Source organism: Marinobacter daepoensis DSM 16072 (genome assembly GCF_000421165.1).
Classification (GTDB): Bacteria; Pseudomonadota; Gammaproteobacteria; order Pseudomonadales; family Oleiphilaceae; genus Marinobacter; species Marinobacter daepoensis.
In genome coordinates, this window is the sequence record NZ_ATWI01000009.1 from 275,067 (window position 1) to 300,081 (window position 25,015).

The 25,015-nt window shown below is 56.0% G+C and carries 24 protein-coding genes; 11 read left to right on the top strand and 13 right to left on the bottom strand.

What is annotated here, in order from left to right:
• Positions 1-20: 20 nt before the first annotated feature.
• Complete coding sequence (locus K325_RS0106735; RefSeq protein WP_036193168.1) at positions 21-866, bottom strand: phosphate/phosphite/phosphonate ABC transporter substrate-binding protein; 846 nt, start codon at positions 864-866, stop codon at positions 21-23.
• A gap of 33 nt (positions 867-899) precedes the next feature.
• On the opposite strand from K325_RS0106735, the gene K325_RS18565 reads away from it, so the two are divergent.
• The 3 genes from K325_RS18565 (at position 900) to K325_RS0106745 (ending at position 3,029) form a co-directional block, all read left to right on the top strand.
• Complete coding sequence (locus K325_RS18565) at positions 900-1,106, top strand: hypothetical protein (protein WP_156836576.1); 207 nt, start codon at positions 900-902, stop codon at positions 1,104-1,106.
• Positions 1,107-1,211: 105 nt separating this feature from the next.
• Positions 1,212-2,492, top strand: coding sequence for a PP2C family protein-serine/threonine phosphatase (locus K325_RS0106740; protein ID WP_051146585.1), 1,281 nt, complete (start codon positions 1,212-1,214; stop codon positions 2,490-2,492).
• A 159-nt stretch (positions 2,493-2,651) separates the two neighbouring features.
• A complete protein-coding gene (locus K325_RS0106745) occupies positions 2,652-3,029 on the top strand; it encodes an STAS domain-containing protein (protein WP_211218140.1) in 378 nt (125 codons plus the stop codon).
• Between the two features lie 133 nt (positions 3,030-3,162).
• Here the strand turns inward: K325_RS0106745 and K325_RS0106750 are convergent, their stop codons facing one another.
• The 7 genes from K325_RS0106750 to K325_RS0106780 all read right to left on the bottom strand — a co-directional run bounded on the left by K325_RS0106750 (position 3,163) and on the right by K325_RS0106780 (position 9,866).
• Positions 3,163-3,468, bottom strand: a complete 306-nt coding sequence (locus tag K325_RS0106750; RefSeq protein WP_029653507.1) for a hypothetical protein — start codon at positions 3,466-3,468, stop codon at positions 3,163-3,165.
• Positions 3,469-3,680: 212 nt separating this feature from the next.
• The gene (locus K325_RS0106755; RefSeq protein WP_029653508.1) at positions 3,681-4,013 is read right to left on the bottom strand and encodes a tRNA-binding protein; all 333 of its coding nucleotides are present in this window, start codon (positions 4,011-4,013) and stop codon (positions 3,681-3,683) included.
• Positions 4,014-4,144: 131 nt separating this feature from the next.
• Positions 4,145-4,894, bottom strand: a complete 750-nt coding sequence (locus K325_RS0106760) for an AraC family transcriptional regulator (RefSeq protein WP_228128402.1) — start codon at positions 4,892-4,894, stop codon at positions 4,145-4,147.
• A gap of 86 nt (positions 4,895-4,980) precedes the next feature.
• Complete coding sequence (gene ccoG, locus K325_RS0106765; protein WP_029653510.1) at positions 4,981-6,384, bottom strand: cytochrome c oxidase accessory protein CcoG; 1,404 nt, start codon at positions 6,382-6,384, stop codon at positions 4,981-4,983.
• A gap of 111 nt (positions 6,385-6,495) precedes the next feature.
• A complete protein-coding gene (locus K325_RS0106770) occupies positions 6,496-7,890 on the bottom strand; it encodes an aminotransferase-like domain-containing protein (protein ID WP_029653511.1) in 1,395 nt (464 codons plus the stop codon).
• Positions 7,891-7,916: 26 nt separating this feature from the next.
• Positions 7,917-8,378 carry a methyltransferase family protein gene (locus tag K325_RS0106775; RefSeq protein WP_211218141.1) on the bottom strand — a complete coding sequence of 154 codons (462 nt, stop codon included), beginning with the start codon at positions 8,376-8,378 and terminating at the stop codon, positions 7,917-7,919.
• A gap of 33 nt (positions 8,379-8,411) precedes the next feature.
• Complete coding sequence (locus K325_RS0106780; RefSeq protein WP_029653513.1) at positions 8,412-9,866, bottom strand: malate:quinone oxidoreductase; 1,455 nt, start codon at positions 9,864-9,866, stop codon at positions 8,412-8,414.
• Positions 9,867-10,140: 274 nt separating this feature from the next.
• On the opposite strand from K325_RS0106780, the gene K325_RS0106785 reads away from it, so the two are divergent.
• From K325_RS0106785 to K325_RS0106800, 4 genes are read left to right on the top strand one after another with little or no spacing between them, the layout of a single operon-like run.
• On the top strand, positions 10,141-11,325 hold the full coding sequence (locus tag K325_RS0106785) for a thiamine pyrophosphate-dependent dehydrogenase E1 component subunit alpha (RefSeq protein ID WP_029653514.1): 1,185 nt from the start codon (positions 10,141-10,143) through the stop codon (positions 11,323-11,325).
• 1 nt (position 11,326) lies between these two features.
• Complete coding sequence (locus tag K325_RS0106790; protein WP_029653515.1) at positions 11,327-12,304, top strand: alpha-ketoacid dehydrogenase subunit beta; 978 nt, start codon at positions 11,327-11,329, stop codon at positions 12,302-12,304.
• A 26-nt stretch (positions 12,305-12,330) separates the two neighbouring features.
• Complete coding sequence (locus K325_RS0106795; RefSeq protein ID WP_029653516.1) at positions 12,331-13,911, top strand: dihydrolipoyllysine-residue acetyltransferase; 1,581 nt, start codon at positions 12,331-12,333, stop codon at positions 13,909-13,911.
• A 9-nt stretch (positions 13,912-13,920) separates the two neighbouring features.
• Positions 13,921-15,765 carry a protein kinase domain-containing protein gene (locus K325_RS0106800; RefSeq protein ID WP_029653517.1) on the top strand — a complete coding sequence of 615 codons (1,845 nt, stop codon included), beginning with the start codon at positions 13,921-13,923 and terminating at the stop codon, positions 15,763-15,765.
• Positions 15,766-15,790: 25 nt separating this feature from the next.
• Here the strand turns inward: K325_RS0106800 and K325_RS0106805 are convergent, their stop codons facing one another.
• The 3 genes from K325_RS0106805 to K325_RS0106815 are packed head-to-tail and all read right to left on the bottom strand — an operon-like array spanning position 15,791 to position 18,772.
• On the bottom strand, positions 15,791-16,483 hold the full coding sequence (locus K325_RS0106805) for a copper resistance protein B (RefSeq protein ID WP_420835446.1): 693 nt from the start codon (positions 16,481-16,483) through the stop codon (positions 15,791-15,793).
• 53 nt (positions 16,484-16,536) lie between these two features.
• Positions 16,537-18,210 (bottom strand): copper resistance system multicopper oxidase, encoded by a 1,674-nt coding sequence (locus K325_RS0106810; RefSeq protein WP_029653519.1) that lies wholly within the window; start codon positions 18,208-18,210, stop codon positions 16,537-16,539.
• 22 nt (positions 18,211-18,232) lie between these two features.
• Positions 18,233-18,772, bottom strand: a complete 540-nt coding sequence (locus tag K325_RS0106815; RefSeq protein ID WP_029653520.1) for a cupredoxin domain-containing protein — start codon at positions 18,770-18,772, stop codon at positions 18,233-18,235.
• A 193-nt stretch (positions 18,773-18,965) separates the two neighbouring features.
• Between K325_RS0106815 and K325_RS0106820 the strand changes: the two genes are divergently transcribed.
• On the top strand, positions 18,966-19,631 hold the full coding sequence (locus tag K325_RS0106820; RefSeq protein ID WP_029653521.1) for a response regulator: 666 nt from the start codon (positions 18,966-18,968) through the stop codon (positions 19,629-19,631).
• Positions 19,621-20,946 carry a sensor histidine kinase gene (locus K325_RS0106825; RefSeq protein WP_029653522.1) on the top strand — a complete coding sequence of 442 codons (1,326 nt, stop codon included), beginning with the start codon at positions 19,621-19,623 and terminating at the stop codon, positions 20,944-20,946. Before K325_RS0106820 ends, K325_RS0106825 begins: the two co-directional genes overlap by 11 nt.
• Positions 20,947-20,949: 3 nt before the next feature.
• Here K325_RS0106825 and K325_RS0106830 read toward each other — a convergent pair whose 3' ends face one another.
• Positions 20,950-21,939 (bottom strand): XdhC family protein, encoded by a 990-nt coding sequence (locus K325_RS0106830; protein ID WP_029653523.1) that lies wholly within the window; start codon positions 21,937-21,939, stop codon positions 20,950-20,952.
• A gap of 161 nt (positions 21,940-22,100) precedes the next feature.
• Entirely contained in the window at positions 22,101-22,682 is a 582-nt protein-coding gene (locus K325_RS0106835) for a hypothetical protein (RefSeq protein ID WP_029653524.1), read from the bottom strand.
• Positions 22,683-22,806: 124 nt separating this feature from the next.
• On the opposite strand from K325_RS0106835, the gene K325_RS0106840 reads away from it, so the two are divergent.
• Positions 22,807-23,862, top strand: coding sequence for an NAD(P)-dependent alcohol dehydrogenase (locus K325_RS0106840; RefSeq protein ID WP_029653525.1), 1,056 nt, complete (start codon positions 22,807-22,809; stop codon positions 23,860-23,862).
• Positions 23,863-23,995: 133 nt separating this feature from the next.
• Positions 23,996-24,964 carry a beta-ketoacyl-ACP synthase III gene (locus K325_RS0106845; protein ID WP_029653526.1) on the top strand — a complete coding sequence of 323 codons (969 nt, stop codon included), beginning with the start codon at positions 23,996-23,998 and terminating at the stop codon, positions 24,962-24,964.
• Positions 24,965-25,015: the final 51 nt, after the last annotated feature.

Below are 25,015 nucleotides of genomic sequence, written 5' to 3' on the forward strand. Positions count from 1 at the left end.
CATTGTTGTCTATTCCAAAGTCAGTGCCCAAGCGGGACGCCAAGGCCCAACCGGCGGACATCGTCCCAATCACTTCCCACGGCCTCCACGAAGCCGGCCATCCCAATATTTTCAAGAAGCTCCTGCCCCGCCTGCGTCGAGCTCATCGACAGCAGCGCCCCCAGAATAGCTTCTCTCTGTTCTTCGGGCATGGACGGGTGGCTGGCGATGGCATGTCCGGTGAATCCGGCAGACTCCCATAAGACCCGAATTTTCTTCCTGATAGCGGGCTCCATTTCCCCCAGCGTTCGATGAATGCCACCACCTGCGGCAAACAGCCCTTCGGAAACAGCCCGGTAGACCGAATCATGGGACTGAACGAACGATGCTTTATATCCGGGAGCCGTCTTCTCAAGCTGCGCTCTGGTTATAAGGGTTGCAGCAAAGGCGTGGGGTGCCGGGAAAGCCAGACTCTTGCCTTTGAGATCGCGCAATGAGGAAGCGCGGGCATCTTTCGAGACCACCAGAATGCCCTTGATGACATGGTTATTTTGCCTAGCCATCGCCCGATAGCCCGGACGCTCATTGAACACGGTGAAATGGTAGGGATTCATGTAGGCAAGGTCGTATACACCTTCAGCCAGACGCCTTTCAAACTCGGGAATAGAGGGAGCAGTGGAAAACCGAATAGTAACGCCAGCCTGTTTGCTGAGATAGGCCATCAACGGCGCCCACTGGCGGGCCATCTTCTCGGGATCATGTTGAGGGACAACACCAAATGACAGATGTTTTTCTGTCGCCTGTTGCGCCTGCCCATCGAATGCAAACGCAAGTGCCACAAGAAACACAAGGAATCTTCCCATTACTTTTCCTTCTAAGCCCAGCATTGACCCCTGCGCTCCCTTTAGGCGCAGCAACGTGTGCGTCACGAGCTGGAATCAACCAACGCTCGCTTCCCTGGCCTAATTCAAACATTAGCAGAGTCTTCGATTTTTGCATTTTGCAGGCATTCTCGTTTTGCCAGCCAGGCGATGTTCGCTTTTGCAAAACGCAAAGCGATTTGCCCGGCAGCTAAAACAGGGGCCGGAAAATACCGCCAAACCTCATCTCATGCCATTGATACTTAAAACCATTCAGTGAATGGCACGTTTTGCGCTTTAACCCGCCCACATCCAAAAGGAAAGGGGCGAAGCGCCCCGGAATCTTCACTTCAATCCAGCAGGAGACAGGCGATGACTCTGGATACAGCTCCATCAGCGGGCACTCATCAAAAGACGATTCTGGTGGTTGAAGATAATCACTCTGAACGGCTCCGACTTGCTGCCATTATCACCAGGCTTGGCTACAGCGTGGTGGAAGCGGAGGACGGGATGGAGGCTTTGCGCATCGTTGAGTCCCAGCTTATAGACCTGGTCATCAGCGATTGGCGCATGCCGAATATGACCGGCTTTGAGCTTTGCCAGAACATTAAAAGCGACTGGCAGTGCCCGCCCTACTTCATTCTGCTGACGGGACAAAACAGTATTCTGGATCTGGCAGCCGCAATGGATGCCGGCGCCGATGACTTTATTGCCAAACCCTTTGCAGCAGAGGAATTGAGAGCCCGCATCAGTGCCGGACTAAGAATCATCGACAGCCGACAGCAGTTGTCCTCTCTCAACACGGAACTCCTTAGCTCACTGGCAAACGAAACCAACCGCCTGGATCAGCTGAGGACCGACCTTGCTGCAGCGGAGAGCCTGCAACGCTCAGTGCTGCCTGGCGCACAACAGCTGCCAGCCGGACTGAACTTATTACAGTACTTCCGGGGCGCTACAGGGGTCAACGGTGACGCTTACAACGTAATCCCCCTTCAAGGCAGTGTTGTTTGTTTTTATCTGATCGACATCTCGGGACACGGTGTTCGATCCGCAATGTTGTCTTTCTATGCAACCCAGTTGTTATCAAGCCGGATGCTAATACGCCATAAATCTGGCGTTGACTCCTGGCATCCCGAGAGCCCCAGCCAATTGGTTTCACGTCTTAACACCATGTTCCTTAAGCAATTTGAGGGGCGGGACTACCTCACAATGATCTATGGAACACTGGACGTTCAAACCGGCAAAGGGCTTTTATGCCAGGCCGGGCATCCAGCCCCGGTGATTTACTCAACCTGGCCAGGCCGGGAGAAAAAACGAGCGTTAAACGGGGGTGGGTTTCCCGTGGGAATTCTTGAAGAAGCTGTATTCCGGGACCAGCCATTCGAGCTGGGCACCGACGAACGACTGATCATTTCCTCCGATGGCTTACTGGATTGCGTTCAGAAGACTGGAGCGCCGCTCTCACTGGCCGACATCTCCGAGCTTCTCGACAAGATAAGGGCCTCAGGCCCTGACAGGCTTCAGGCTCGACTGGAAAACGCGCTGGACCAGCTTATCCAGCCTCAAGAGCCGGTAGATGACATTTCCATTTTGATCATGGAGCGCTCTGCACACCGTCAACCCCCGCGCAGAGACCAAGAAATTGGAACGTAAGGCACTATGACAAATTGTTGAACAGGCGTTTTCGAGTGCTCAGAGCGCCTTGAAATGCCGGACAATCGACAAAGGTAACGAATCATGACGGCCTCTAACAGGAAGAACACTCAACGCCAAAACTCCGTTCTCAGTGAAGGCATCGGTACGATGAATTCAATGGACCTCAGCACTGCCACCTCACAGCTAACGAATACGGTGTCATTGTTCACCATGCCAGAAAAGGTCGTGTTGAAAAACGCGGACTTGATTCGGGGGCAGTTAATGGCTGAAATCGAACGAGGCGCGCTTCACTGGACGATCGATCTTCGACTCACCCAGCGAATGGATTTCAGTGGACTTGTCGTCCTGATTGCCGTCTGGAAGAGAGTTGAGAAGCTGGGTGGAACGATGGTGCTTGTTGAGCCCACGTCTGCGGTGAAGGCACTCCTTGAGTCCAGCAGGCTTTACGAACTGTTCGAAGTTTATGAGGACATCAACGCTGCGACCGAGTACGTAAAGCGCCAATCACCTCGGGACGGAGCCCGATCATGCTAAACCCCCGCTTCCGCCAAGAACGCTTTATCATCCAAGTCAACGAATGGGGAGCGGGGTTCTCAGAACTATCGGGGGGCTGGGCAAAGAGTGTGCTTTCGGGAAGGTTTGCCCGCTAGTAGCCTTGAGCCCACGCCTACAACGCCTGATGCAGCAGATCCAGCTGGGATTCCCCAACCAACGTCCGCTCCCGCTCAAAGATCAACCACATTCTGACCCGGCTCTCCACCTGGCGCCGATTTCGGCAAACCCATGTGTAACGGCCTTTGTTGTCAGCCACGCATTCCATCTGGGCCCCGTGCTTCCGGGCGGTCGCCATATGGCGCTTGAACGTTCGGTCAGGCATGTCGGAAAAACGTTTTCGAAGCTGATCGGAGGTCAGTTTTTCATTATCAAGTACAGCAACAATCAGTTCGAGAGTGGTCTTAAAATCGCGGTACATAAGTGCTCTGATGGTTCGATGCCAGTTTTTGGCACAAGGGTGTCCCCGTGCCAGAAGCTGGCATGCGACAGAGAGGCGGCCCTGATCGGCGGCGCATCCCAATCAATTCGGCTTGAGGCGGGCAATTATAGCCATGCCACCAGATGGCACAAGCCTGAAGGTGTGCCAGCAACTGGCTCGACCTCCTTGCCGTGCCACAAGCTGGCACTGCGTTACACAAGCCTCAAACCGTCTGCCACTCTCGAATCTGGCCCCACCAGTACAACACCCCCCTTTTCCGTTTTGACGCCGGTGACAAGGCACTCCGACATGAATGGACCTATCTGCTTGGGCGGGAAATTGGTGACAGCCAGCACCTGCCGGCCAATAAGATCTTGCTTGCTGTATAGCGTTGTAATCTGCGCGCTGGATTTCCGAATCCCCATAGTTTCGCCAAAATCGATCTTCAGTTTATAAGCCGGGTTCCGGGCTTCCGGAAACTCCTCAACGTCAATAACTGTCCCTACCCTCAGCTCAACGTTCTCAAATTCATCCCAGGTAATCACGCTCTGTCCCCCTGCTCTGCACCTTTGAGTGGCGCACTTAATGGCTACAAATTGACGGGCGCACCCGGCGCCTTATCCCGAGAGAGAGAATAGATAGAAACGCCATTCAAGACTTTCCGTTTACGGTGGAATTATTTCGATTTTCGGCGGAAATGGCTGGGCGCCTTGCCAAAATGGTTCCGGAAGCGATCACTAAACGACGAAAGTGATTGATAGCCAACGGCATCGGCTACCCGCTGCATGCTCATACCGGACTGCTCCAGCAAACGCCAGGCTTCTTTCATTCGCAACTCGGTCAGGTATTGATGAGGTGTCATGCCAACCTGGGCGCGAAACAGGTCGTTCAGTTGCCGAACGCTGAGGTTTGCAATGCCAGCCAGTGATTTTCCTGTCACCGGCTGACGGAAATGCTCATCTATAAATTGCTTGGCCGCTAACACCCGGCGGTCAAGTTTCAAGGCGCCTCCGTGACGTTCCTGAAGCAATTGAATGAGCAACAACAACATTTGCTGCTGCGTATATACCGTGCCATTGCCCATCTGGTGGTGCAGAAACTGAACATAGTGGAGCATCGCCCGGTCAAGCTCGACAAAACAGGGAAGTCTTTCCAGCGCCGGGGCCAGCCCCTCCGGAACATCAGCAACCAGAAAGCGGTTCTCTGTATTTGCAAGGAAGCCGTGGCCTCGGCCCGCTGGAATAATCGCAGCGTTACGATGTGCCACTTCGCCTTCCTGAGCATCTACGGAAAGCGCCAGAGCGCCAGCCAGGGGGAGGACAATCTGATGATGGCTGTGGGTGTGTTGTTTTACTTCATCATCGTAGGTTCGAAGATGCAGTGAGATGGCTGAATCTGGCATTCCCTGAGTATACTGCGACGACACTCATCATCAAATCCGTAGATTGACTGCCGGCGTTACAAGTATCCGGGAGGACGCCTGCGCGCCAACTCCCGCTTTCTACCCGATCTTTATCGAGCCGGGCCGGATGCAGGCCCCACGAACGTGGTTTTCTCGGCAACCGTCTCGCCAGCTCCATCCAGCGAACGGATCTGAACGCGGATATCAACACGGTTGCCGGAAAGGGTTTCCGGATCGTAGGCCACTGATATCGGTACTTCCGCCTTTTCTCCCGCCGCCAGCGCAACGCCATCCGGGCCCTGGATGGTGGAGCGCCCCGGGCCTGCGACGTCGATGACCAGATGGCGCGCGCTACTGCTTTTGTTTCGAACTTTAATCAGGTAACTATTCTCGATCTGCCCTGACGACGTGAAGCGGTACATGCCCCGGTCTCTCTCGACATCCAGCGTAATCAAAGGGCGTGACGCCACGCCCCAGGAGAATAGCCCGATCATCAGGATCAACAGCAAAAAGTAGCCAATCAGCCTTGGCCTCAGGATGCGGGATTCGCCCCCATCCAGTTCGCGCTCACTCGCATAGCGAATCAGGCCACGGTCGTACCCCATTTTATCCATGATGGAATCACAGGCATCGATGCATGCGGCACAACCGATACACTCCATTTGCAGGCCATCCCGTATGTCAATGCCGGTCGGGCAAACCTGCACGCAAAGTTGGCAATCGATGCAGTCGCCCAGGCCCGTCGCAGAGGGTTTCTGATCTTTGCGGCGCGACCCTCGGGGGTCACCACGTTCGGCATCGTAGGTGATCACCAGAGAATCGGCATCGACCATAGATGACTGAAAGCGACCGTAAGGGCACATGTGGAAGCAGACCTTTTCCCTCAGCCACCCCGCGTTAAGGTAGGTCGCTGCGGTGAAGAAAAACACCCAGAAAGCGGCCCACCCAGAGGCTTCCAGAAGTGCGATATCGACGACCAGATCCCGAATGGGCGTAAAATAGCCAACAAACGTCACAGCTGTCAGCAGGCTGATGAGTAGCCAGAGGCCGTGTTTAGCGGTGCGGCGCCCAAACTTATGAAAACTCAGCGGCGCATTGTCCAGCTTGATGCGCTTTGAGCGGTCTCCCTCCGTAACCCGCTCTGCCCACAGAAAAAGCCAGGTCCAGACACTTTGAGGGCACGTATACCCACACCATACCCTGCCAGCAAGAACCGTTATGAAAAACAGCCCAAAAGCACAAATCAACAAAATGGCAGAGAGAAGAATGAGATCTTCAGGCCAGAATGTGGCTGCAAAAATGTGGAATTCTTTGCCGGAGAGATCCCAGAGAACGGCCTGTCGTCCGCCCCAGTTCAGCCACGCAACCCCGAAGTAAAGTGCAAACAGCACCGCGCCACCGGCCATCCTGAGGCGCCGGAAGAAGCCGGTGAAATAGCGAGGTTGTATTTTAGGTTTGGCATGAGCGCCAGGCGCACAGGCATCTATCTGTTTCGCGGAGATTAGTTGGGTCACTGCGGCTCACCTTGCCATTGGCTTAAAGACGAATGGCGGCAGAATAGGATTTTAGAGCCGTGAGGGGCAGGACCAACTTTTTAAGATTTAATGGGTACAGATCTTCGGGGTTCAGCAAACAAGCTGAGACAGCTTCGCCAGCGCCGTCAGTCTTTGTTCATTCCAGGGATGGGCAAAGCTGATCCTCAGGCAATTCGAGAATTGTCCGGAAACTGAAAAAAGGTTACCCGGAGTGATGACAATGCCTGCTTCCAGGGCCTGGCCATAAAGTGCCAGCGTGTCGACATGCTTCGGAAGCTCTGCCCACAGCGCGAGCCCCCCCTGGGGCGCAGTTGCTCGCAGCGTTGTGCCCCACAACGCAAGTTCATCAAGCAACTGGTTGCGCTGCAGTTGCAAGCGTTGCCGATGCTGCTTGAGGAAGGCGGCGTAGCCGCCATCAGCGCAAAACTCTGCCACACCCTCCTGCACAAAGCGACTCCCGGCGAGCTGAGAGGTCAGCTTTAACTGAACAATATCTTTATGCCATCGCCCCCCGCAAACCCAGCCAAGGCGGAGGTCCCGTGAGAGCATTTTCGAAAAAGAGCTGCAGTGAATGACCCGCTCGGAAGCGTCCATCGCCTTGAGAGTATCCGGCACCGACAGCCAGCCGGACTCGCCATAGATATCATCTTCAATAACCGCCAGGTCATGGCGCTCGGCAAGCTCCAGCAAGTGCTGGCGAGCTTCCGGGGGCATCAAGGCGCCAGTGGGTGTGGCATACGACGGCGAAACCACGCAAGCTTTGACATTCCACGACGCCAACGTTTGCTCCAGGGCGCTTAGATCCATCCCGGTAGCAGGTGACGCGGGAATCTCCACCGCTTTCAGCCCCAGCTGTTCCAGTAGCTGTAGTACGCCATAGAACCCCGGAGCCTCGACCGCGACCACATCCCCCCTCTGACACGTTACCATGAGTGCCAGAAACAGGGCCTGCTGGCAGCCAGAGGTGATGCAAAAGTCTGAGGCTTCCGCTCCCCAGCCCCGCTTTACGAAGCGAAGCGCCAGCTGGTGTCTCAGCGCGGGGTTGCCTGCGGGCTCATCGTAGTATTGGAAGCTGCCTCGCTGGCGACGTAAGGCTCGCCCGATGGAGCGGTTTAGCTGGACGATTCCTGCAGGCACCTCATCCTGTAACAGGTCTGGAAGCAGGTCGAACGCCGCACTTCGCGTCATGATGTCCTGAAAGATCTGGCTGACCGAGACGGGCCGGGGTTCATCCAGTGCAGAGACCTGTTGAGGTGCATCAAATTCACGTGGCGGAATGGAGACAAAGAACCCGCTTCGTTCGCGGGCTTCAACAAGCCCCCGGGCTTCGAGTCTCTGAAGAGCATGCTGAACCGTGACCTTGGCAAGGCTATGTTCCTGACATAGTGCCCGGATTGATGGCAGGCGTTCCCCCGGCCGCCAGCGCCCACTGCCTATTCCGCTTTCAAGCGTCTGCTCCAGGATCTGATATCTGGGTAATGCCACTGTCGCTCACCAAAGAAACGAATGCTCTACAACCAGCGCCCTACTTCAGACGTATAGCGGGAATATGCGCCTCCAAAGAGGGCCTGCATATGCCGCTCTTCCGGTTTGATCTGAAACCGGTTCATGTAAAGCACAAAAAGAGGAAGCAGCAGGGCCGCAAACACACTGCCAAGAAAAAGCCCCCAACCGACAAGCATCAGTAAAAATCCGAGGTACATCGGATTCCTTGTGTAACGGTAGACCCCTCTGACGACCAGGTTCCGGGATTGCTCCGGGGTTCGCGGGTCCACGGTGGTGCCTGCCGCACGAAACGCCATCACGCCGAGCAGAGCAACAACAGCTCCCACCAGAAACGTCGTGCCACTCAGCGCCATGCGGCCCGGGATGACAAAGTAGCCCACCGGAAGCAGTCGGGAAACGGCCCACATTCCGGTTCCGAAGAGAATCATCAGAGCCAGTGGTGGTATTTTCAGTTCAAGTGTTTTCACGCCTGATATCATCCCGTGTGGGCAGATCAACCACTATTGAGGGATGATTCCCAGAGTCTGGTTGACGGTGTCACGAATTTCCCGGTAATGATCCGGGTTGTTGATCAGTGCTTCCAGCTTGTCTTCCGGGAATATTTCCTTCAGCTTTTCTTTTGCGCTTTCCCCGGCACACAGGCTCGGGAACAGTTGTTCCAGTGCCCGTAACATGACTTCCGGTGACACAGAAGCCCCGGGCGAGGCACCCAGTATCGTACCGTAGGTCTTGTCAGTGGACACAATGATTTCCGTCCCCATCTGCAAATCGCCGTCTTTGATAATTTGCACCCGCTGCCCGGCTTCAACGGGTTGCCAGTTGAATCGTGAGCTCAGCCCTGGCGCAAACTTTTCCAGCGAGTCGAGCATGCTTTTTTCGCCTTTAAACGTTTCGGACACCAGGTACTTCACCAGCGGAAAGTGTTCAACGGCCACATTCAGCAGCCCCGGAATGTCGTGCAGCCTCATCGAGCTGAGGTAGTCCAGAAAGCCCCGCCCCTTTTCGAGCACGGGCTTGAATGACGCGAATGGCCCAAAGAGCAGGTAATGCTTGCCGTCAGCAACTCGAAGATCCAGATGGGGCACGGACATGGGGGGCGCGCCAACCTCTGCTTTGCCGTAGGTTTTTGCCCGGTACTGGCCGGCCTGTTCTTTTGTGATCTCTGCCTGCAGGAATCGGCCGCCCACCGGAAAGCCCGTGAATCGCCGTGCGAATGGAAGGTGGCTCTTCTTCAGGATCGGGAATGCACCGCCACCGGCCCCCACAAACAAAACATCGGCACGATGCTGGACAGAGCCTCCATTCTGCCGGGTTTCCAGAAGCCAGCTGCCAGCCGGACTTCGGTGTACACGCTGAACGTGCACCCCATACTCAATCTTTACCCCAAGCTGTTTTGTTGCGTAGCTGGCCATTTGCTCGGTCAGAGCCCCGAAATTCACGTCGGTACCGGTTTCGACAATGGTTGCGGCCATTTTTTCAGCACGGGGGCGGCCCTCCATGGTGTATGGAATCCAGCTCTTGATCTCGTCGAAATCGTCGGAATATCTCATGCCTTCGAAGAAATGGTGCGCCGACATCTCGTTGAAGCGCAGCTTTAATTCTTCGATAGAAGACTCGGAAACCAGGGTGCAGTGACGCGTCGGGTTGATAAAGCTGGTGGGATCTTTAATCGCCCCTTTATTGAGCAGATAGGCCCAAAACTGCTTCGCCACATTAAACTGGGCGTGAATTTTCAGCGCCTTTTCAACAGAAATGACCTCGCCATCTACCGGCGTATAGTTCAGCTCGCAGTTAGCCTCGTGCCCAGTGCCCGCATTATTGAATGCCCAGGAATTGCCGGCACCTGCCCGGTCCAGTCTTTCCAGAATGGTGATATCCAGTTCCGGCGCCACCTCCTTCGCCAGTGTGGCAAACGTTGTTCCCATTATGCCCGCACCGATAATGACCACATTCATAAGCGTTTCCCGTCAGAGTCTGTTTCCTGAATCTACTCAACAGTGTATCTGTATTGACGGTAGCATGCCTCTGGTTCTCACTGAAAACCGGATGTTCTTCCGTGTTCGCTCAAAAACCCCTCGGTAGGGCTGTTTTAAATCCGAAGTTTACGTTAAGGTAAACTTCACCTGGCACAATCCACATCAGGTTTCACCAGGTTGTCTACAATGACATTAGCGACATGCCCAAAAGGCGTGTTCTGTTTCCTCAGGCCAACACCCCAGGAAGAGGACTATGACAACAACAAAAGCGAAAGTTGTGTATTCCCCTGCGTTTACCGATGGCGCGGAGTTCCAGATTCCGACCTTCAGACTTCTGAAACAGGACGGAAAACTCTATAAAAGCGCCAAAACCCCCGATCTCGACAAAGAGAAAGCCCTGCGCATATACAAGGCCATGGTCACCACCCGGATTCTGGACGAGCGGATGCTGGCCGCCCAGCGCCAAGGGCGACTGAGCTTTTACATGCAGTGTACCGGTGAAGAAGCCGCCGTGGTTGGCAGCGCAGCAGCGCTGGACGATGGCGATATGATCATGGCCCAGTATCGGGAGCAAGGCGCCCTTGCCTACCGGGGCTTTACCATCGATGAATTCATGAATCAGCTCTTTGGCAACGAACTCGATTACGGCAAGGGCCGGCAAATGCCCGTGCACTATGGTTCAAAAGTGCTGAATTACATGACCATCTCATCACCGCTGGCTACCCAGATTCCTCAGGCAACCGGTTACGCGTATGGCCAGAAACTGGCTGGCCAGGGCGAGTGTACGATTACCTATTTTGGCGAAGGTGCAGCCTCTGAGGGCGATTTCCACGCAGCCCTGAACATGGCGGCCGTCCATCGGGTGCCGGTCATTTTCCTCTGCCGGAACAATGGCTATGCCATCTCCACCCCGGCGGCGGAACAGTTTGCGGCCGACGGCGTAGCTCCCCGGGCTTACGGGTACAAAATGGACGTTATCCGGGTAGATGGAAACGATGTTCTGGCCATGTACGAGGCAACCCGTGCCGCCCGCCGCCTGGCCGTTGAACACAATCGACCGGTGTTGATTGAAGCTATGAGCTATCGGCTGGCAGCCCACTCCTCCTCAGACGACCCTTCCGGATACCGCAGCAAAGACGAGGAGGCTGCGTGGCGCGAAAAAGACCCGATCCTGCGCATGCGCTTGTGGCTGGAAAGCAAGCAATGGTGGACTGAAGAAGACGAGAAGCAGTTCCAGGAAGACATGCGCCGGGAAGTGCTTGAAACAATGAAACGCGCTCAGAAGCGCTCTCCACCTCCCCTTGAGACACTCATAACCGACGTTTACGACGAAGCACCACCCATGCTGGCTGAGCAGTTTGAAAAACTGAAGGCTCACATTCGTCGATACCCGGACGAGTATCCAAAAAGTGCCCGGCACGTAAAGGGAGGCGTGTGATATGACGACCATGAATATGCTTCAGGCCATCAACAACGCTCTGGATACCGCCATGAGCGCTGACGAGCGAGTGCTCTGCTTTGGCGAGGATGTCGGGGTTTTCGGGGGCGTGTTCCGAGCCACCAGCAATCTGCAGCAGAAATACGGCAAATCCCGGTGCTTCAACACACCGCTGGTAGAACAGGGAATCATCGGTTTTGCCAACGGGCTGGCTGCCCAGGGTTCCGTGCCCGTGGCCGAAATTCAGTTCGCCGACTACATTTTCCCGGCCTTTGATCAGATCGTGAACGAATCCGCAAAATACCGCTATCGCTCAGGCAACCTCTTCAACGTAGGCGGCCTGACGATTCGGGCACCCTATGGTGGCGGCATCGCGGGCGGGCTGTACCATTCGCAATCCCCGGAAGCCTATTTTGCCCACACGCCAGGCTTGAAAATCGTCGTGCCGCGCAACCCGCACCAGGCCAAAGGCCTTTTGCTGGCCGCGATCCACGACCCAAACCCGGTCCTGTTCTTCGAGCCCAAACGTTTGTACCGGGCATCGGTCGGTGACGTGCCCGACGAAGACTATCGTCTTCCTCTGGGAGAGGCTGAGATCACGAAAGAAGGTACCGATGTCACGGTTCTGGGCTGGGGCGCCCAAATGGAAGTGATTGATCAGGCTGTAGAACGTGCGGAGAAGGAAGGCATTTCCTGTGAGGTGATTGATCTTAGATCGATCCTGCCATGGGATGTCGAGGCTGTCGCCAAATCTGTGCTCAAAACCGGACGGCTGGTGATCACTCACGAGGCCCCACTCACCGGCGGATTTGCCGGTGAAATTGCAGCGACCATTCAGGCGCGCTGTTTCCTGTACCTGGAATCTCCCATTGCACGGGTGACCGGGATAGACACCCCGTTTCCGCTGGTGCTTGAAAAAGAGCACTTACCGAATCATCTGAAGGTCTACGAGGCCATCAGGGAAAGCGTGGAATTCTAAGCGGATATCAGGACAGGAGAACAAGTATGAGTGATTTTATTCTGCCCGATATCGGTGAAGGTATCGTGGAATGTGAACTGGTCAAATGGCTGGTGGCTGAAGGCGACGTCATAGAGGAAGACCAGCCGGTGGCTGAGGTGATGACCGACAAGGCGCTGGTTGAGATCCCTGCGCCCTACAAGGGCCGGATTACCCGCCTCTATTATAGCGAGGGTGACGTCGCGAAAGTGCATGCGCCACTGTTTGAGCTGGTGGATGAAAGCGAAGATGCCGGGGCGCAGACAAGTACTGCAGAGAACCCGCAGATAAAGGCCGCACCGGAAGCTACAGCACAGCCGGAACCCGCTCAGCACGGGGAAGACCACGCGACTGAAGACTTTATTCTGCCGGACATCGGTGAAGGCATTGTAGAGTGCGAGGTGGTCGAATGGCGCGTGGCCGAGGGAGATGAGATAGAAGAAGACCAGCCGGTGGTGGACGTCATGACCGACAAGGCGCTGGTTGAAATAACCGCTCCCAAGGCTGGCCGGATTACCAAACTCTACCACGAGCAGCAATCCATGGCCCGGGTGCATTCACCGCTGTTTGCCTTCATCCCGCGGGACCGGGAAGACACTCCTCAGCCAAAGGCTGCATCCAGGCCGTCCCCGGAGACCATGCCGGCAAAAGCCACACCGGCACCAACCGACAATCGGCCCCGGACTCCCGCAAGCCCTGCCGTTCGTCGGATGGTGCGCGAGCACGAACTCAACCTGAGCGACATTGCGGGTTCCGGTAAGGATGGCCGGGTGCTGAAGGCAGATGTTCTGGCACACCTGGAGTCACCCGGGGCAGCTTCCGGCGCGAGCGTTTGCCAGGCAGAACGCAGCACGGCGCCTCGCCGCCACGCAGAGACCGATCAGCAAGTTCGTGTGGAGCCGATCAAGGGCATGAAAGCCGCCATGGCCCGAGCGATGGTGCAATCGGCAACGACCATTCCTCACTTTATTTACAGTGAGGACATTGATGTAACCGACTTGCTCAAACTGCGGGAACGGCTGAAACCGGAGGCCGAAGCCAAAGGTACCCGGCTAACGCTCATGCCATTCTTTATGAAAGCCATGGCCCTGGCCATTCAGGAGTACCCGGTCCTGAATAGTCAGTTGAACGCCGATGTGACCGAAATCCACTACCTGCCTCATTGCAATATTGGCATGGCCGTGGATGGCAAGGCCGGCCTGGTGGTGCCCAACGTCAAGAACGTTGAACAGCTCACCCTGCTGGGTATTGCCGAGGAAATTGCACGACTCACCGAGGCCGCCCGTTCCGGCCGGGTCAGCCAGGGTGACCTTAAGGGCGGCACCATCACCATTTCCAATATAGGCGCGTTGGGCGGCACCTACGCGGCGCCCATCATCAACGCACCAGAAGTGGCGATCGTGGCTCTGGGCCGCACCCAGAAGCTACCGCGTTTTGATGCCAGTGGTCAGGTTGTTGAGCGGGCGATCATGACGATCAGTTGGGCCGGCGATCACCGAATTATTGACGGCGGTACCATTGCGCGATTCTGTAACCTTTGGAAGCACTATCTGGAATCGCCTCAGACCATGCTACTGCAGATGGGCTAGCGGACAGTGATCGAGCAGGAACGGCAGCTTCAGCAATTCTATATTCCGGAAGAGCAGTCGATCTACCTGCTCAGCCACGACGATGCCAAGAAGCTGAAGGACTGGGTGGCACTTTGCGTCACCCAGCTCCGCCAGCTGGGTTACCGGGACGTCGAACTGATCGGTAAAGGTGCCTATGGTTTTGTATTTTCAGGGCGTGTTCCTGGGCTGGATACTCCAGGCCCGGAGCACGTATTTAAATTCACGCGAATCACCCTGCCCCGTCATTTACAGGAGCGCCTGGAAGACGAGGCGTTCATTCTCGAGCAGGTCCACCACCCGAGAGTGCCCAGGCTCATAGCCTTTCAGCGAGCCAACAATCAGCCCATTCTGGTGATGGAGAGGGCTGCCGGCCTCAATCTCGAGGAGGTTTCTCTGCAAGAGGGGCGGTTGGCTCCCAGGCTGATCATTCGAATTGCCGATCAACTCGCCGATATTCTGCGTTGTCTGAGAAGGGAGAACGGAGCTGCCGGGCGCCCTATCGTTCATGGCGATATCAAGCCATCCAATCTGGTGTTTGATGCCCGGACGGAAAACATCGCGCTGATTGACTGGGGGTCTTCCGTGTTCGCCCAACTGGATGCCAACCAGCAGTTTGTGGCTGCCAATGTGATGGAGTTGATGTCGGATAATCTTCAGCAAACGAACGCCCGCCTGGGCGATGTGTATTTTATCGGTGAAGAGCAGCTTAACGGCGGGCTGTCATCGCCCCGGTTTGACGAGCAAGGCGCAGCGGGAACCCTGTACGCCCTGGCCTCTGCGCAATCCTGCCGTTTCGGCCACCGTGCGATACCGGCCACCTCACTGGGATTGCCCATGGAGTTTGCCCGTATGCTTGATGGCCTGCTGGCGCCAGATCCCACCACGCGCCGCAAGGCCGGTGACTATTACCTTCAGGAAATGTCCCGAATAGCTCGCACAGTGATGATCGATTTGCCGGAAATGCCTCCCAAGCCTCAGGTACCTGTGTGGGTCCGTTCTTCCGGGCAGGAAATCGATACCGTTGTATACAGCTCCCGAAAATCTTTTTTGAGGGAGGAAGGCGCGCCAGAAACCCTTAACGACGTCAATGACGTTCAGTTAGACCGCTACTACAAGAACTTCATGCAGGGCATGGGGGAAACCGAAAAAGCATTCCTGGCGGCCGTCAGCAGGCTTGGGCGCTACCCGGTGGAAGGCGGTCTGGCTGTACGTTGGGAAACCGACGGTATCTATATCGACACCTCTCTGAACCTCCACGACCCCGCAATGAAGTCGGCTTTTGTGCAGGCCGTCAACAATATGGTTTACCTGGCGCAGGCCATATATCGGCACGGCATTTTCAAGAGCTGCCTGTTTAACGCCCGAAACACTCTGCACATTGAGCGCGAGGACCCGGGGCAGCCGTTCAGGGCAACTCCGGGCATGAGCCTGCATTACGAAGTCAGCGCTGCCCCCGGCGCAGACGACGAAAGCCGGGTGCATTCCTACTTTGAGGATGGCCCGGACCCGGAAGAATTCCTGGTCCTCCCGAAAACCATTATTCATGCGCTGGAAAAGCTGAACAGCATTCACCATACCGGCATGATCATCTTCGAGGCCCTGCCCCTCCACCTTAAGATACACAGCCATTACCGGCTTCTGGACCCGGAACGTGAAGCCGAGTTCCAGCGCCTGTTAGACCGTATTCTTTCAGCGGTAGAGCAGATAACCGGGCTCGGCGTGTCTGGTTACATGAAGATGCCCTACAAAGATACTCGTTTCTTCCCCCACATTGAGCGAATGCCCGACCGGTATTATCCGCGCAACCCCCGGCAACAAAGCTCCCCACCCTGAAGTGCTTTACCGCGGGGGGCCAGGGTCAAAACGCTATGCGTGCACCAATAACGGCGAACCAGTCTTCGGCACTGGCACCTTCGGCTTCGGCGAGATCGGCACTGTCGCCGTACTTGCGCTCATGCACCACGCCCAGATAGGGAGAGAAGGCCCGGTCGATCAGGTCATAGCTCAACCTGACCCCGGTTTCGGTGGACACCAGCCCTTTGCCAACGCCGATTTGTCGGTCCTCACTGAAGGCTACGGAAGCGTCCAGCGTGGCGGCAATAATCCAGTGATTGGTAATTAATAACTCATATTCTGCATCAAGTTCTGCGGACGCATCGCCCTCATCACTGACGTAGAGGCTGGCATCAATTTCAAACCACTGAGGGGCCAGCCCGGTAACCCCAACAACGCCGTAAGTTCGGTCCGGGCCTTCGGGGGTATCAAACCTCATCCCCGCTTTGGCATCGAAGAACGCCGAGATGGGGGTCTGAGCAACCAACTGGTTTTCAAGCCCTTCGTACGCTTGTTCATCAATGGCATACTCGCCTTTGCTCATCCAGCGAAACTTCAGGTCGTCCGTTCCGTAGAAGGCATCTGCACTCCACACGCCAACCTCTTCATCGTCATCACTGTACCGGTATTCAAGCTCCTCAAACTGGATGCCCCAGGTGGTCAAAGGCTGTTTCCGGGCGGTGTGATCGGCAATCATTTCCCGGGCGTCTGCGGCCATCGGGATCAACGAGAGCACCAGAGCACCGGTGCTGGTAATGGTTTGTATACGAGTCATGCCCCACTCCCCTCAGGACCACCTTCAACGATCACTTTTCGGAACATTCCAGCCGCAGCGTGGTAAGACAGGTGGCAGTGAAACGCCCACTGGCCCGTAGCATCCACTTCGGTTTCCATAAACACGGTGGTTCCGGGCTGCACGCTGACCGTGTGCTTGACCGGGTTCCACTCTCCTGCGCCAACATCCAGAATCGACCACATACCATGCAAGTGCATCGGGTGTGTCATCATCGTTTCGTTCACAAATTTAAACCGGACACGTTCTCCGTACTGAAGGCGGATGGGATCGGCATCCTCGTACTTCACCCCATTGATGCTCCACGTGTAGCGTTCCATGTTGCCGGTCAGCCGAAGCTCTATTTCTCGGGTGGGCGCGCGGTTTTCATAAAGTGGTTTCTGGGCTTTGAGGTCGGCATAAGAGAGGAATTTTCCACCATTGGCAGCTTCCGGTAACAGTCCGCTGCCTTTCGCATAGAACGGATCACCTTCAGCGGACTGATCCCTCGCCATAGCGCCATGGTCCATGCCGGCCATGCCTGAGTGATCCATGCCGCTCATGTCTGATGGCATCGAATTATCTCCATCACCATGGTTCATTCCTGCCATATCGCCGTGAGCCCTGTCATGGGCGCCACCCATATCGGCCATGGTCAGTCGAGAAGGTTCCCGGAGTGCGGGCACCGGGGCTTCCATACCGTTTTCCGGAGCCAGGGTTGCCCTGGCATACCCCGACCGGCCCATGGATTCCGCAAAGATGGTGTACGCCTCGGCATCTTTTGGCCTCACGATAACATCATAGGTTTCGGCCACCCCGATGCGGAACTCGTCCACGGTCACTGGCTGCACGTTATTGCCATCGGCCTGAACGACCGTCATATTCAGGCCAGGAATCCGAACATCAAAGTAGGTCATGGCAGAGGAGTTGATGAACCTGAGGCGAATACGCTCCCCGGCTTCAAACAAGCCGGTCCAGTTCTGTTCCGGGCCTTTGCCGTTAATCAGCCCGGTGAATCCCTGGAGGTCTTCCACATCGGCTTTCATCATCCTCATATTGCCCCATGCCATGCGGTCACGGAGTGTCGTAAGGAGCCCCTGTTCCGAGGCATCGGAAAAGAACTCACCCACCGTTTGCTGTTGCCGGTTGTAGTAGTCTGGCATCATCTTCAGGTTTCTCATGATGCGATCACCGGAATGCGGGTGCTTGTCGGTCAACTGGATGACGTACTCCCGGTCGTACCGAAAAGGCTCCCTTCCTTCAGGCTCAATAACGATGGCTCCGTATGCACCGTCGGGCTCCTGAAAGCCCGAATGGCTGTGAAACCAATAGGTTCCGGCCTGAACAATCGGGAACTCATAGGTGAACGTATCTCCGGGCCTGATACCTGGAAAGCTGATTCCCGGCACGCCATCCTGTTCAAAAGGTAGTATCAGCCCGTGCCAGTGAATCGACGTTACTTCATCCAGATTATTGGTGACGTTAATCCGGACCGTTTCGCCCTCTTTAAACCGAAGCACAGGCCCCGGGGAGGCACCGTTATAACCAATGCCTTGCTTGACGAATTCCCCGGTATCAATGTCAACCCGGTCTACCGTCAGGTCATACTCGCCAGCGGTTACCAGTGCCGGCAGCAGTGAAAACAGAAATCCCGCAACCAGGCGTCTGTTCATAGGTGCTACTCCTCCTAATCCATTAGTCGCCTTTGTTTATCTCAATGTCGCCATACATGCCTGCCTGATAGTGCCCCGGAACGTTGCAGGCGAATTCAATGGCGTTAGCCCCTGAGAACGTCCAGACAATCTCTTCACGCTGCCCAGGCTCCAGCAAAACGCTGTTCGGATCATCGTGTTTCATGGAATGGCCGTTCCCCATCTCCATGTTCATCATGTCGTGATTCAGGGTGCCTCCCTGGATAACGCCGTGCTCAACCATCATCTGCATTTCTTTCTGGTGAGCTTCGTGCATACCTGGTGTGCCGATGTTGAACTCGTGCACCAGGTTGCCTTTGTTCTCCACCACGAAACGAACGGTTTCGCCGGGCTTCACGCTGATTGACTCGGGTTCGTAATAGTTGTCATACATTTCAACCGTGACGGTTCGGCTTGCTTCCGATGCCTTTCCGGCCTCGCCGCTGTTCGCGGTATGGTGACCATTGCCGTGGTTGCCTGCCGCGCCTGCCGTTGCTGATACCGACAGAATCGCCATGGCCGCCAGAGTTTTTGATGCATTCATTCGTTTTTCTCCTGTGAAATAATGTGCCCCGGGCATCTGGGACATCACCTCGGGAAGTGTTCATAAGCAAAAACGGCTACACCATCGCGCACGAACCTGAATTCTTTCTGAAAAACAGGAGAATTGTTTTCAGGTTCAGTTCAGCTTTACCCCTGACACTGGTGCCCTGTACCGCCAGGATTGAGGACAGAGAATGCGTTTACTACTGGTCGAAGATGACCGCCTGCTGGCAGATGGGCTTGCCAGTCAGCTGGAAAAAGCAGGGTTCAGTGTGGATATCGGCCGAACCGCCAGGGATGCCCGGGTTCTGGGAGAGCAGGAAGATTACCGGGCCGCCGTGCTGGACCTGGGCCTTCCAGACGGTAATGGCCTCGATGTTCTTGCTCAGTGGCGCCGCCATCAGATCGAATTTCCTGTACTGATCCTGACCGCCCGGGGCGACTGGCAAGACAAGGTTGATGGGCTCAAGGCCGGGGCAGACGACTACCTTGCCAAGCCATTTCAGGTGGAAGAGTTGGTTGCCCGAATCCACGCAGTGGTCCGAAGGAGCGAGGGTCGTATTCATTCAGTGCTCAAGGCAGGCCCGTTTGAGCTGGATGAAAATCGCCAGAGTCTGAAGGTGTCGGATGGGCAGGAACACAGCCTCACGGGCACTGAATTCCGGCTTCTACGCTGCCTGATGAGCCGGCCGGGCCATGTTTTCTCGAAGGAGCAACTGCTGGAGCAGCTCTACAATCTCAATGAGAGCCCCAGCGACAATGTTATTGAAGCTTACATCCGGAGGTTACGGAAGCTTGTGGGGCCGGACACCATTTCTACCCGCCGGGGCCAGGGGTACCTGTTCAACGATGCTATTTAGGAAGCCATCTTCCGTTAAGGGCACCTTGCTGGCGCTGCTGCTTCCATCAGGCATACTCCTGATGGGGATTGCCTGGCTGGTACACGGGTTGCTGCTGGAGCGGATGTCCCGGGAATTTCTGGAAAGCCGGCTCAAAGATGAGGTCGCCTTTCTGGAGCACCAGATCCGGGAAGTCGGTGGCGACACCGGGCGATTGCAGACTGGCGACTATTTCCAGGATGTTTTTCACCACGCCTTTGTGATCCATTCACCATCCCGGACACTGGTGTCGCCGGAGTCCTGGCGTTCTTTGCTCGTGCCACTAGTCACTGTGGGCCAGGAAGGCTCTCTGCGCGTGCAAGGCGCCGATATCTCTGACACGGAGGTGGATATCGTTGCCTATCGACGTTCATTTCAGGCCAACGGCATTCCTTTTGTGGTTCTGGTATCCGAGGATCTCGGGGCTCTTAAGCGGAGTCAGAGCGAGCTGCATGCCTGGACGGCCATCGTGTCCTTGCTGCTGATACTTTTGCTGGTCTCTGTGATCTGGTTCGGGATCAATCTGGCCATGCGCCCGGTCACGCCCATCAAGGCGGCCCTGAAGCGACTTCAGGAAGGCGAGATCTCTCGCGTTGACGTTGGTGCCCCTGAAGAGTTCAAGCCCCTTGTCAGCCAGCTCAACCAGTTGTTGAACTCGCTGGATCAGCGGCTGGAGCGTTCAAGAGATGCGCTGGCCAACCTGTCTCACAGCATTAAAACCCCGATCGCTGCCGTCAGACAGATCCTGAGTGATACAGAGCGTCCCCTGACCGATGCTTTGCGACATCAGTTGGCAGACCGCCTCAACGACATAGACCGGCAACTGGAGGCTGAGATGCGTCGTAGTCGTTTTGCGGGACCGCAACTGGGAAAAAGCGCTTACCCGGTAAAGCAGGCAAGAGATCTGCTATGGATGTTTGGCCGCCTGTATCCAGACACCTCCTTCGAGTTATCCAGCTCTCTCACGGAGGACAGTCGCTGGCCGGTCGAAGAACAGGATCTCAATGAAGTTCTGGGGAATCTGCTGGATAACGCCGGCAAGTGGGCATCCCGGTGCGTTGAGTTATCCCTTCATCAGCACGAGCGTCGCATGAGAATTACGGTGATTGATGATGGTCCCGGCGTCTCCGAAGAAGATCTTGCCCAGCTAGGTAAGCGCGGGCTTCGGCTGGACCAGCAAACACCTGGTCATGGGCTGGGGCTGGCCATCGTCAGGGACATTGTCGCCCGTTACGGCGGCCACGTCCGGTTTGAATTGGCCTCAGGCGCGGGGCTGCAGGTTGTAGTCGAGCTCTAGGTGCTATGATCCGGAGGGTTTACCGCGCCGCGTTCGTACCACGTCTGCCATGATCGACAAGGCGATCTCCGCCGGTGTCTTGCTCCCGATGTCCAGCCCGATGGGCATGTGAATGCGCTCAATTTCCGCCTCCGTCAGGCCGCCGCTTCGACGCAGGCGTTCGGCCCTTGAGCGGGAAGTACGCATCGAGCCCATGACCCCTATGTAGCCTGCGGGTGTTTTCACCGCGGCCATCATTGCCAGGTCATCAATACGAGGATCGTGGGTACTGGCCACCACCGCGGTTGTAGGGGTGCACACCCCAGCCGTCTCCAGATACACCGACGGCAATTTGGTGACGAGGGTCACGCCATCGGGGAGCGCGAGGTTATCAGTGATCTCCTTTCGCGGGTCGCAGATGACCACCTCATACCCCAGGGTCACGGCAAACCGTGCACAAGCCTCGGCGACCGGTGAGTGCCCTGCAAGGATCAGCCGGGCAACCGGAGCAATGGTCACCAAAACCTGTTCCCCCTCCTGCTTTGCCCGGCCCTGTCCATGGCCTGTCCCGGCAGAGGATAGCCGGACCTCCCCATTGGCCAGACTGACCTCACGGCAAAAAGCGACGCCCTTGCCCAGCCCGCCAAGTATCGTCCGCAGCTGTTCAAGGCATCCGGAACCCGGCTCATGACGCTCAACCAATACCTCAAGAACGCCCCCGCACGGTAATCTGACCGTCGCGTCTGGAGCATCGGTGCCGTCCGATCCGCCATAGCGAATGGTGACAGCGGGCTGAGGAAACGCGCCGGCCACAAGGCGCTGGAGAAAGTCTTCCTCAACACAGCCACCCGACAATGAACCCAGATGATCACCGTTGGCTCTGGCCACCATCAGGGCGCCGGGCTCCCGGGGTGAAGAACCAAAGGTCGATAACACGGTACACAACCAGATGGTGTGCCCCTGCTCCAGCCATTCGACCGCCTGCTCAATTACCCGATAATCCAGAGTTTGCATGTCTGCCTTGCCACGCTGCTGAAGGCGAATCCGCCTGATTTACGACTGGTGCAGACAATAACAGCAAGTTCAGCGACATCCTACGGCTCTCAGAGGCCAACTTGTTAACCGCGCCCCGATTCAAGCTCGACCATTTCCTGGCCCAAGGGGCCGCGACGGCCTCAGTTCCGCCCTTCCATCTGCTCTACGTCCTGTTGTGCGTCCCGCAGAAACGACTCCACCGTTTCCCCCGGCAGCAACAGTTGCTGTTCAATCATAGAGTCCCGCCAGTCAGATTCCTCAAAGATGCAGCGGTAATCGTTCGGAAACTCAACGTACAGCCGTTTGAAATACTCTCTGGCCAGTACTTTGTCGGGTTCTTTCCTGCGCGACTGCAGGACCGCCATATTATAAAGTGCACCTGCCCTGATTCCGTCAGGCTGAGTCTCATCGAGATAGATCTTCTCGAGCCGGCCCAGCACCTCGTTAAGGCCCGTCAGGCGATACTCCTTGAGGATTTCGGCGGCGGATTCCATCACGCGGTCTTCACCGTGCTTGCATGGTGAGTTTGCATGGTCCTCAATATACTGGTCGACCGCCCGCTCGACGTCATGTCGGTGCTTGTGATCCTGTTTTTGTTCGTACACAAAACCAGTACCGACCCCGGTGGCAATCGTTCCGGGCATACAGCCACTGGCCAGGGTCGTGCCTGCGGCAATGGTGCCTGCCAGTAACAAGGCTTTAAAAGGTCGCGTATTTATCATCTGGCCATCCCTGATGGGTATCGAATACGTAAGTTACACTTGAGTTTCACCTGGTAACACAAGGTAACGGTGATGGCGGGCCAGAACCGTGACCCCTGTACTAAAACTGAAAAGGAGTGGACGAATGGCCAACATCAAAGCCTATGCCGCCACGGCCCCCGATTCCGGCATGGCACCTTTTGCCATTGATCGCCGCGAACTCAGAGCCGACGACATTTCCATCGACATTGACTACTGCGGCGTCTGCCACAGCGATCTCCATACCGTCGAAAACGATTGGGGCGGGTCTAAGTATCCCGTCGTTCCTGGCCACGAAATCGTTGGCAGGGTGACCGCTGTCGGCCCGGCTGCCACCCTCTATAAAGAAGGTGATCTCGTTGGCGTTGGTTGCATGGTGGACAGCTGCCGCACCTGTCAGGCCTGCGAATCAGGGCTCGAGCAGTACTGTCTGGGCGGGGCCACCATGACATACGGAAGCCTGGATCGTCACGATGGTACGGTTACACACGGCGGCTACTCCGAACGCATTGTCGTGAGCGAACGGTTCGTTGTTCGGATACCGGAACAGCTGGACCCTGCCAGCGCTGCCCCGCTTCTGTGTGCAGGCATCACCACTTATTCGCCACTCAGGCATTTCAACGTCGGCAAAGGTCATAAGGTTGGCGTACTTGGAATGGGTGGCCTGGGCCATATGGGCGTGAAATTTGCCAAAGCGCTGGGGGCGGAAGTCACGATATTCACCCGCTCAGAGGCCAAAGTCTCCGAGGCCAGAAAACACGGGGCGGACCATGTCATTATTTCTACCGACAAGGCGCAGATGAAAGCCGCCTCGGATTCATTTGATTTCCTGCTGGATACCATACCGGTTGCTCACGATCTCAACCCTTACCTTAAGTGCCTGCGATACGACGGCACACACATACTGGTCGGGTTGCTGACACCGGTAGAGCCAGCTCTGCAGGCTGGGCTCCTGGTAACCAGGCGCCGAGTGGTGGCCGGGTCATTGATTGGCGGGATGCCGGAAACCCAGGAAGTTCTCGACTTCTGTGCCGAGCATGAGATTGCCTGTGACATTGAGATGCTGGATATCCACAACATCAACGAAGCTTATGCCCGCATGAAGAAAGGTGACGTGAAGTACCGCTTTGTGATTGACATGAAATCATTGAAAAACAGCTGATCCACCCCGGATCTTCAGCCCGGGCTGGCCAGTGTATCGCCCGGGCTGTCTTTGACAATCCGCTAATAACCAATCCGGTTGCAAAGGGTTAGCATGGGTCTATCGTTACTTTATAGACTTCTGGACAATATCTATGACCTTTGCACGTATTGCCGGAACCGGCTCCTGCTTACCGGACAACATTGTTACCAATCACGATCTGGAGCAGCGGTTGGATACTTCTGACCAATGGATTCGCGAACGCACCGGTATTGAGCAGCGGCACATTGCTCCGCCAGGCCAAAGCACCGTTGATCTCGCTGAACAAGCCGCTCTGAGAGCCATTGAGGCTGCCGGCATCAATGCAACGGACATCGACCTGATCGTGTTCGCGACCACAACGCCGGACAAGGTGTTTCCCAGCTGTGCCTGCATCCTTCAGGCCCGCCTGGGCATTCATGGCTGCCCGGCGTTCGATATTCAGGCGGTTTGTAGCGGTTTTGTGTACGCGCTGGCCACCGCCGAGAAGTTTATACGCACCGGTACCAGCAAAAAGGCTCTGGTCATCGGGGCCGAAGTGTTCTCCAGAATCCTGAACTGGGAAGATCGGGGAACCTGCGTACTGTTCGGAGATGGTGCAGGCGCCGTGGTTCTGGAAACCAGCGAAGACACCGGCATCTTGTCTACCCACCTTCACGCCGATGGTCGCTATGAAGAGCTGCTGCATGTGCCCTGCGGAATAGCCAATGAGTTTGATGCGGTAAAAGCAGGCCAGGCGTTTGTCGAGATGAAAGGCAACGAAGTCTTCAAAGTCGCAGTAAACACGCTAGGGCGCATCGTGGATGAAACTCTCGAAGCCAACCAGATGCAAAAGTCTGACATTGATTGGCTGGTCCCTCATCAGGCTAACCTGCGAATTATTGCTGCCACGGCACGAAAGCTCGATATGCCAATGGACCAGGTGGTTGTGACTGTCAATCGCCACGGAAACACCTCGGCAGCCTCCATTCCGCTGGCGTTGGATGAAGCGGTTCGGGATGGTCGCATCAAACGGGGGCAGACTGTTCTTCTCGAGGCCTTCGGTGGCGGGTTTACCTGGGGTTCAGCTCTTCTTCGCTACTAGAAGATATTCGCTTTAGGAATTTCAATATTTATTTTTAATCTTTTTAGTTCT

Excerpts from the sequence above, each read along its gene's own strand:
- K325_RS0106745 (WP_211218140.1), top strand. The coding sequence starts at position 2,652 with ATGGACCTCAGCACTGCCACCTCACAGCTAACGAATACGGTGTCATTG.
- K325_RS0106845 (WP_029653526.1), top strand. The coding sequence starts at position 23,996 with ATGACCTTTGCACGTATTGCCGGAACCGGCTCCTGCTTACCGGACAAC.
- K325_RS0106790 (WP_029653515.1), top strand. The coding sequence starts at position 11,327 with ATGACGACCATGAATATGCTTCAGGCCATCAACAACGCTCTGGATACC.
- K325_RS0106780 (WP_029653513.1), bottom strand. The coding sequence starts at position 9,866 with ATGAATGTGGTCATTATCGGTGCGGGCATAATGGGAACAACGTTTGCC.
- K325_RS0106835 (WP_029653524.1), bottom strand. The coding sequence starts at position 22,682 with ATGATAAATACGCGACCTTTTAAAGCCTTGTTACTGGCAGGCACCATT.
- K325_RS0106830 (WP_029653523.1), bottom strand. The coding sequence starts at position 21,939 with ATGCAAACTCTGGATTATCGGGTAATTGAGCAGGCGGTCGAATGGCTG.
- K325_RS0106785 (WP_029653514.1), top strand. The coding sequence starts at position 10,141 with ATGACAACAACAAAAGCGAAAGTTGTGTATTCCCCTGCGTTTACCGAT.
- K325_RS0106805 (WP_420835446.1), bottom strand. The coding sequence starts at position 16,483 with ATGGCCGCAGACGCCCGGGAAATGATTGCCGATCACACCGCCCGGAAA.
- K325_RS0106750 (WP_029653507.1), bottom strand. The coding sequence starts at position 3,468 with ATGTACCGCGATTTTAAGACCACTCTCGAACTGATTGTTGCTGTACTT.
- K325_RS0106735 (WP_036193168.1), bottom strand. The coding sequence starts at position 866 with ATGCTGGGCTTAGAAGGAAAAGTAATGGGAAGATTCCTTGTGTTTCTT.
- K325_RS0106815 (WP_029653520.1), bottom strand. The coding sequence starts at position 18,772 with ATGAATGCATCAAAAACTCTGGCGGCCATGGCGATTCTGTCGGTATCA.
- K325_RS0106795 (WP_029653516.1), top strand. The coding sequence starts at position 12,331 with ATGAGTGATTTTATTCTGCCCGATATCGGTGAAGGTATCGTGGAATGT.
- K325_RS0106810 (WP_029653519.1), bottom strand. The coding sequence starts at position 18,210 with ATGAACAGACGCCTGGTTGCGGGATTTCTGTTTTCACTGCTGCCGGCA.
- K325_RS0106825 (WP_029653522.1), top strand. The coding sequence starts at position 19,621 with ATGCTATTTAGGAAGCCATCTTCCGTTAAGGGCACCTTGCTGGCGCTG.
- K325_RS0106740 (WP_051146585.1), top strand. The coding sequence starts at position 1,212 with ATGACTCTGGATACAGCTCCATCAGCGGGCACTCATCAAAAGACGATT.
- K325_RS0106820 (WP_029653521.1), top strand. The coding sequence starts at position 18,966 with ATGCGTTTACTACTGGTCGAAGATGACCGCCTGCTGGCAGATGGGCTT.
- K325_RS0106840 (WP_029653525.1), top strand. The coding sequence starts at position 22,807 with ATGGCCAACATCAAAGCCTATGCCGCCACGGCCCCCGATTCCGGCATG.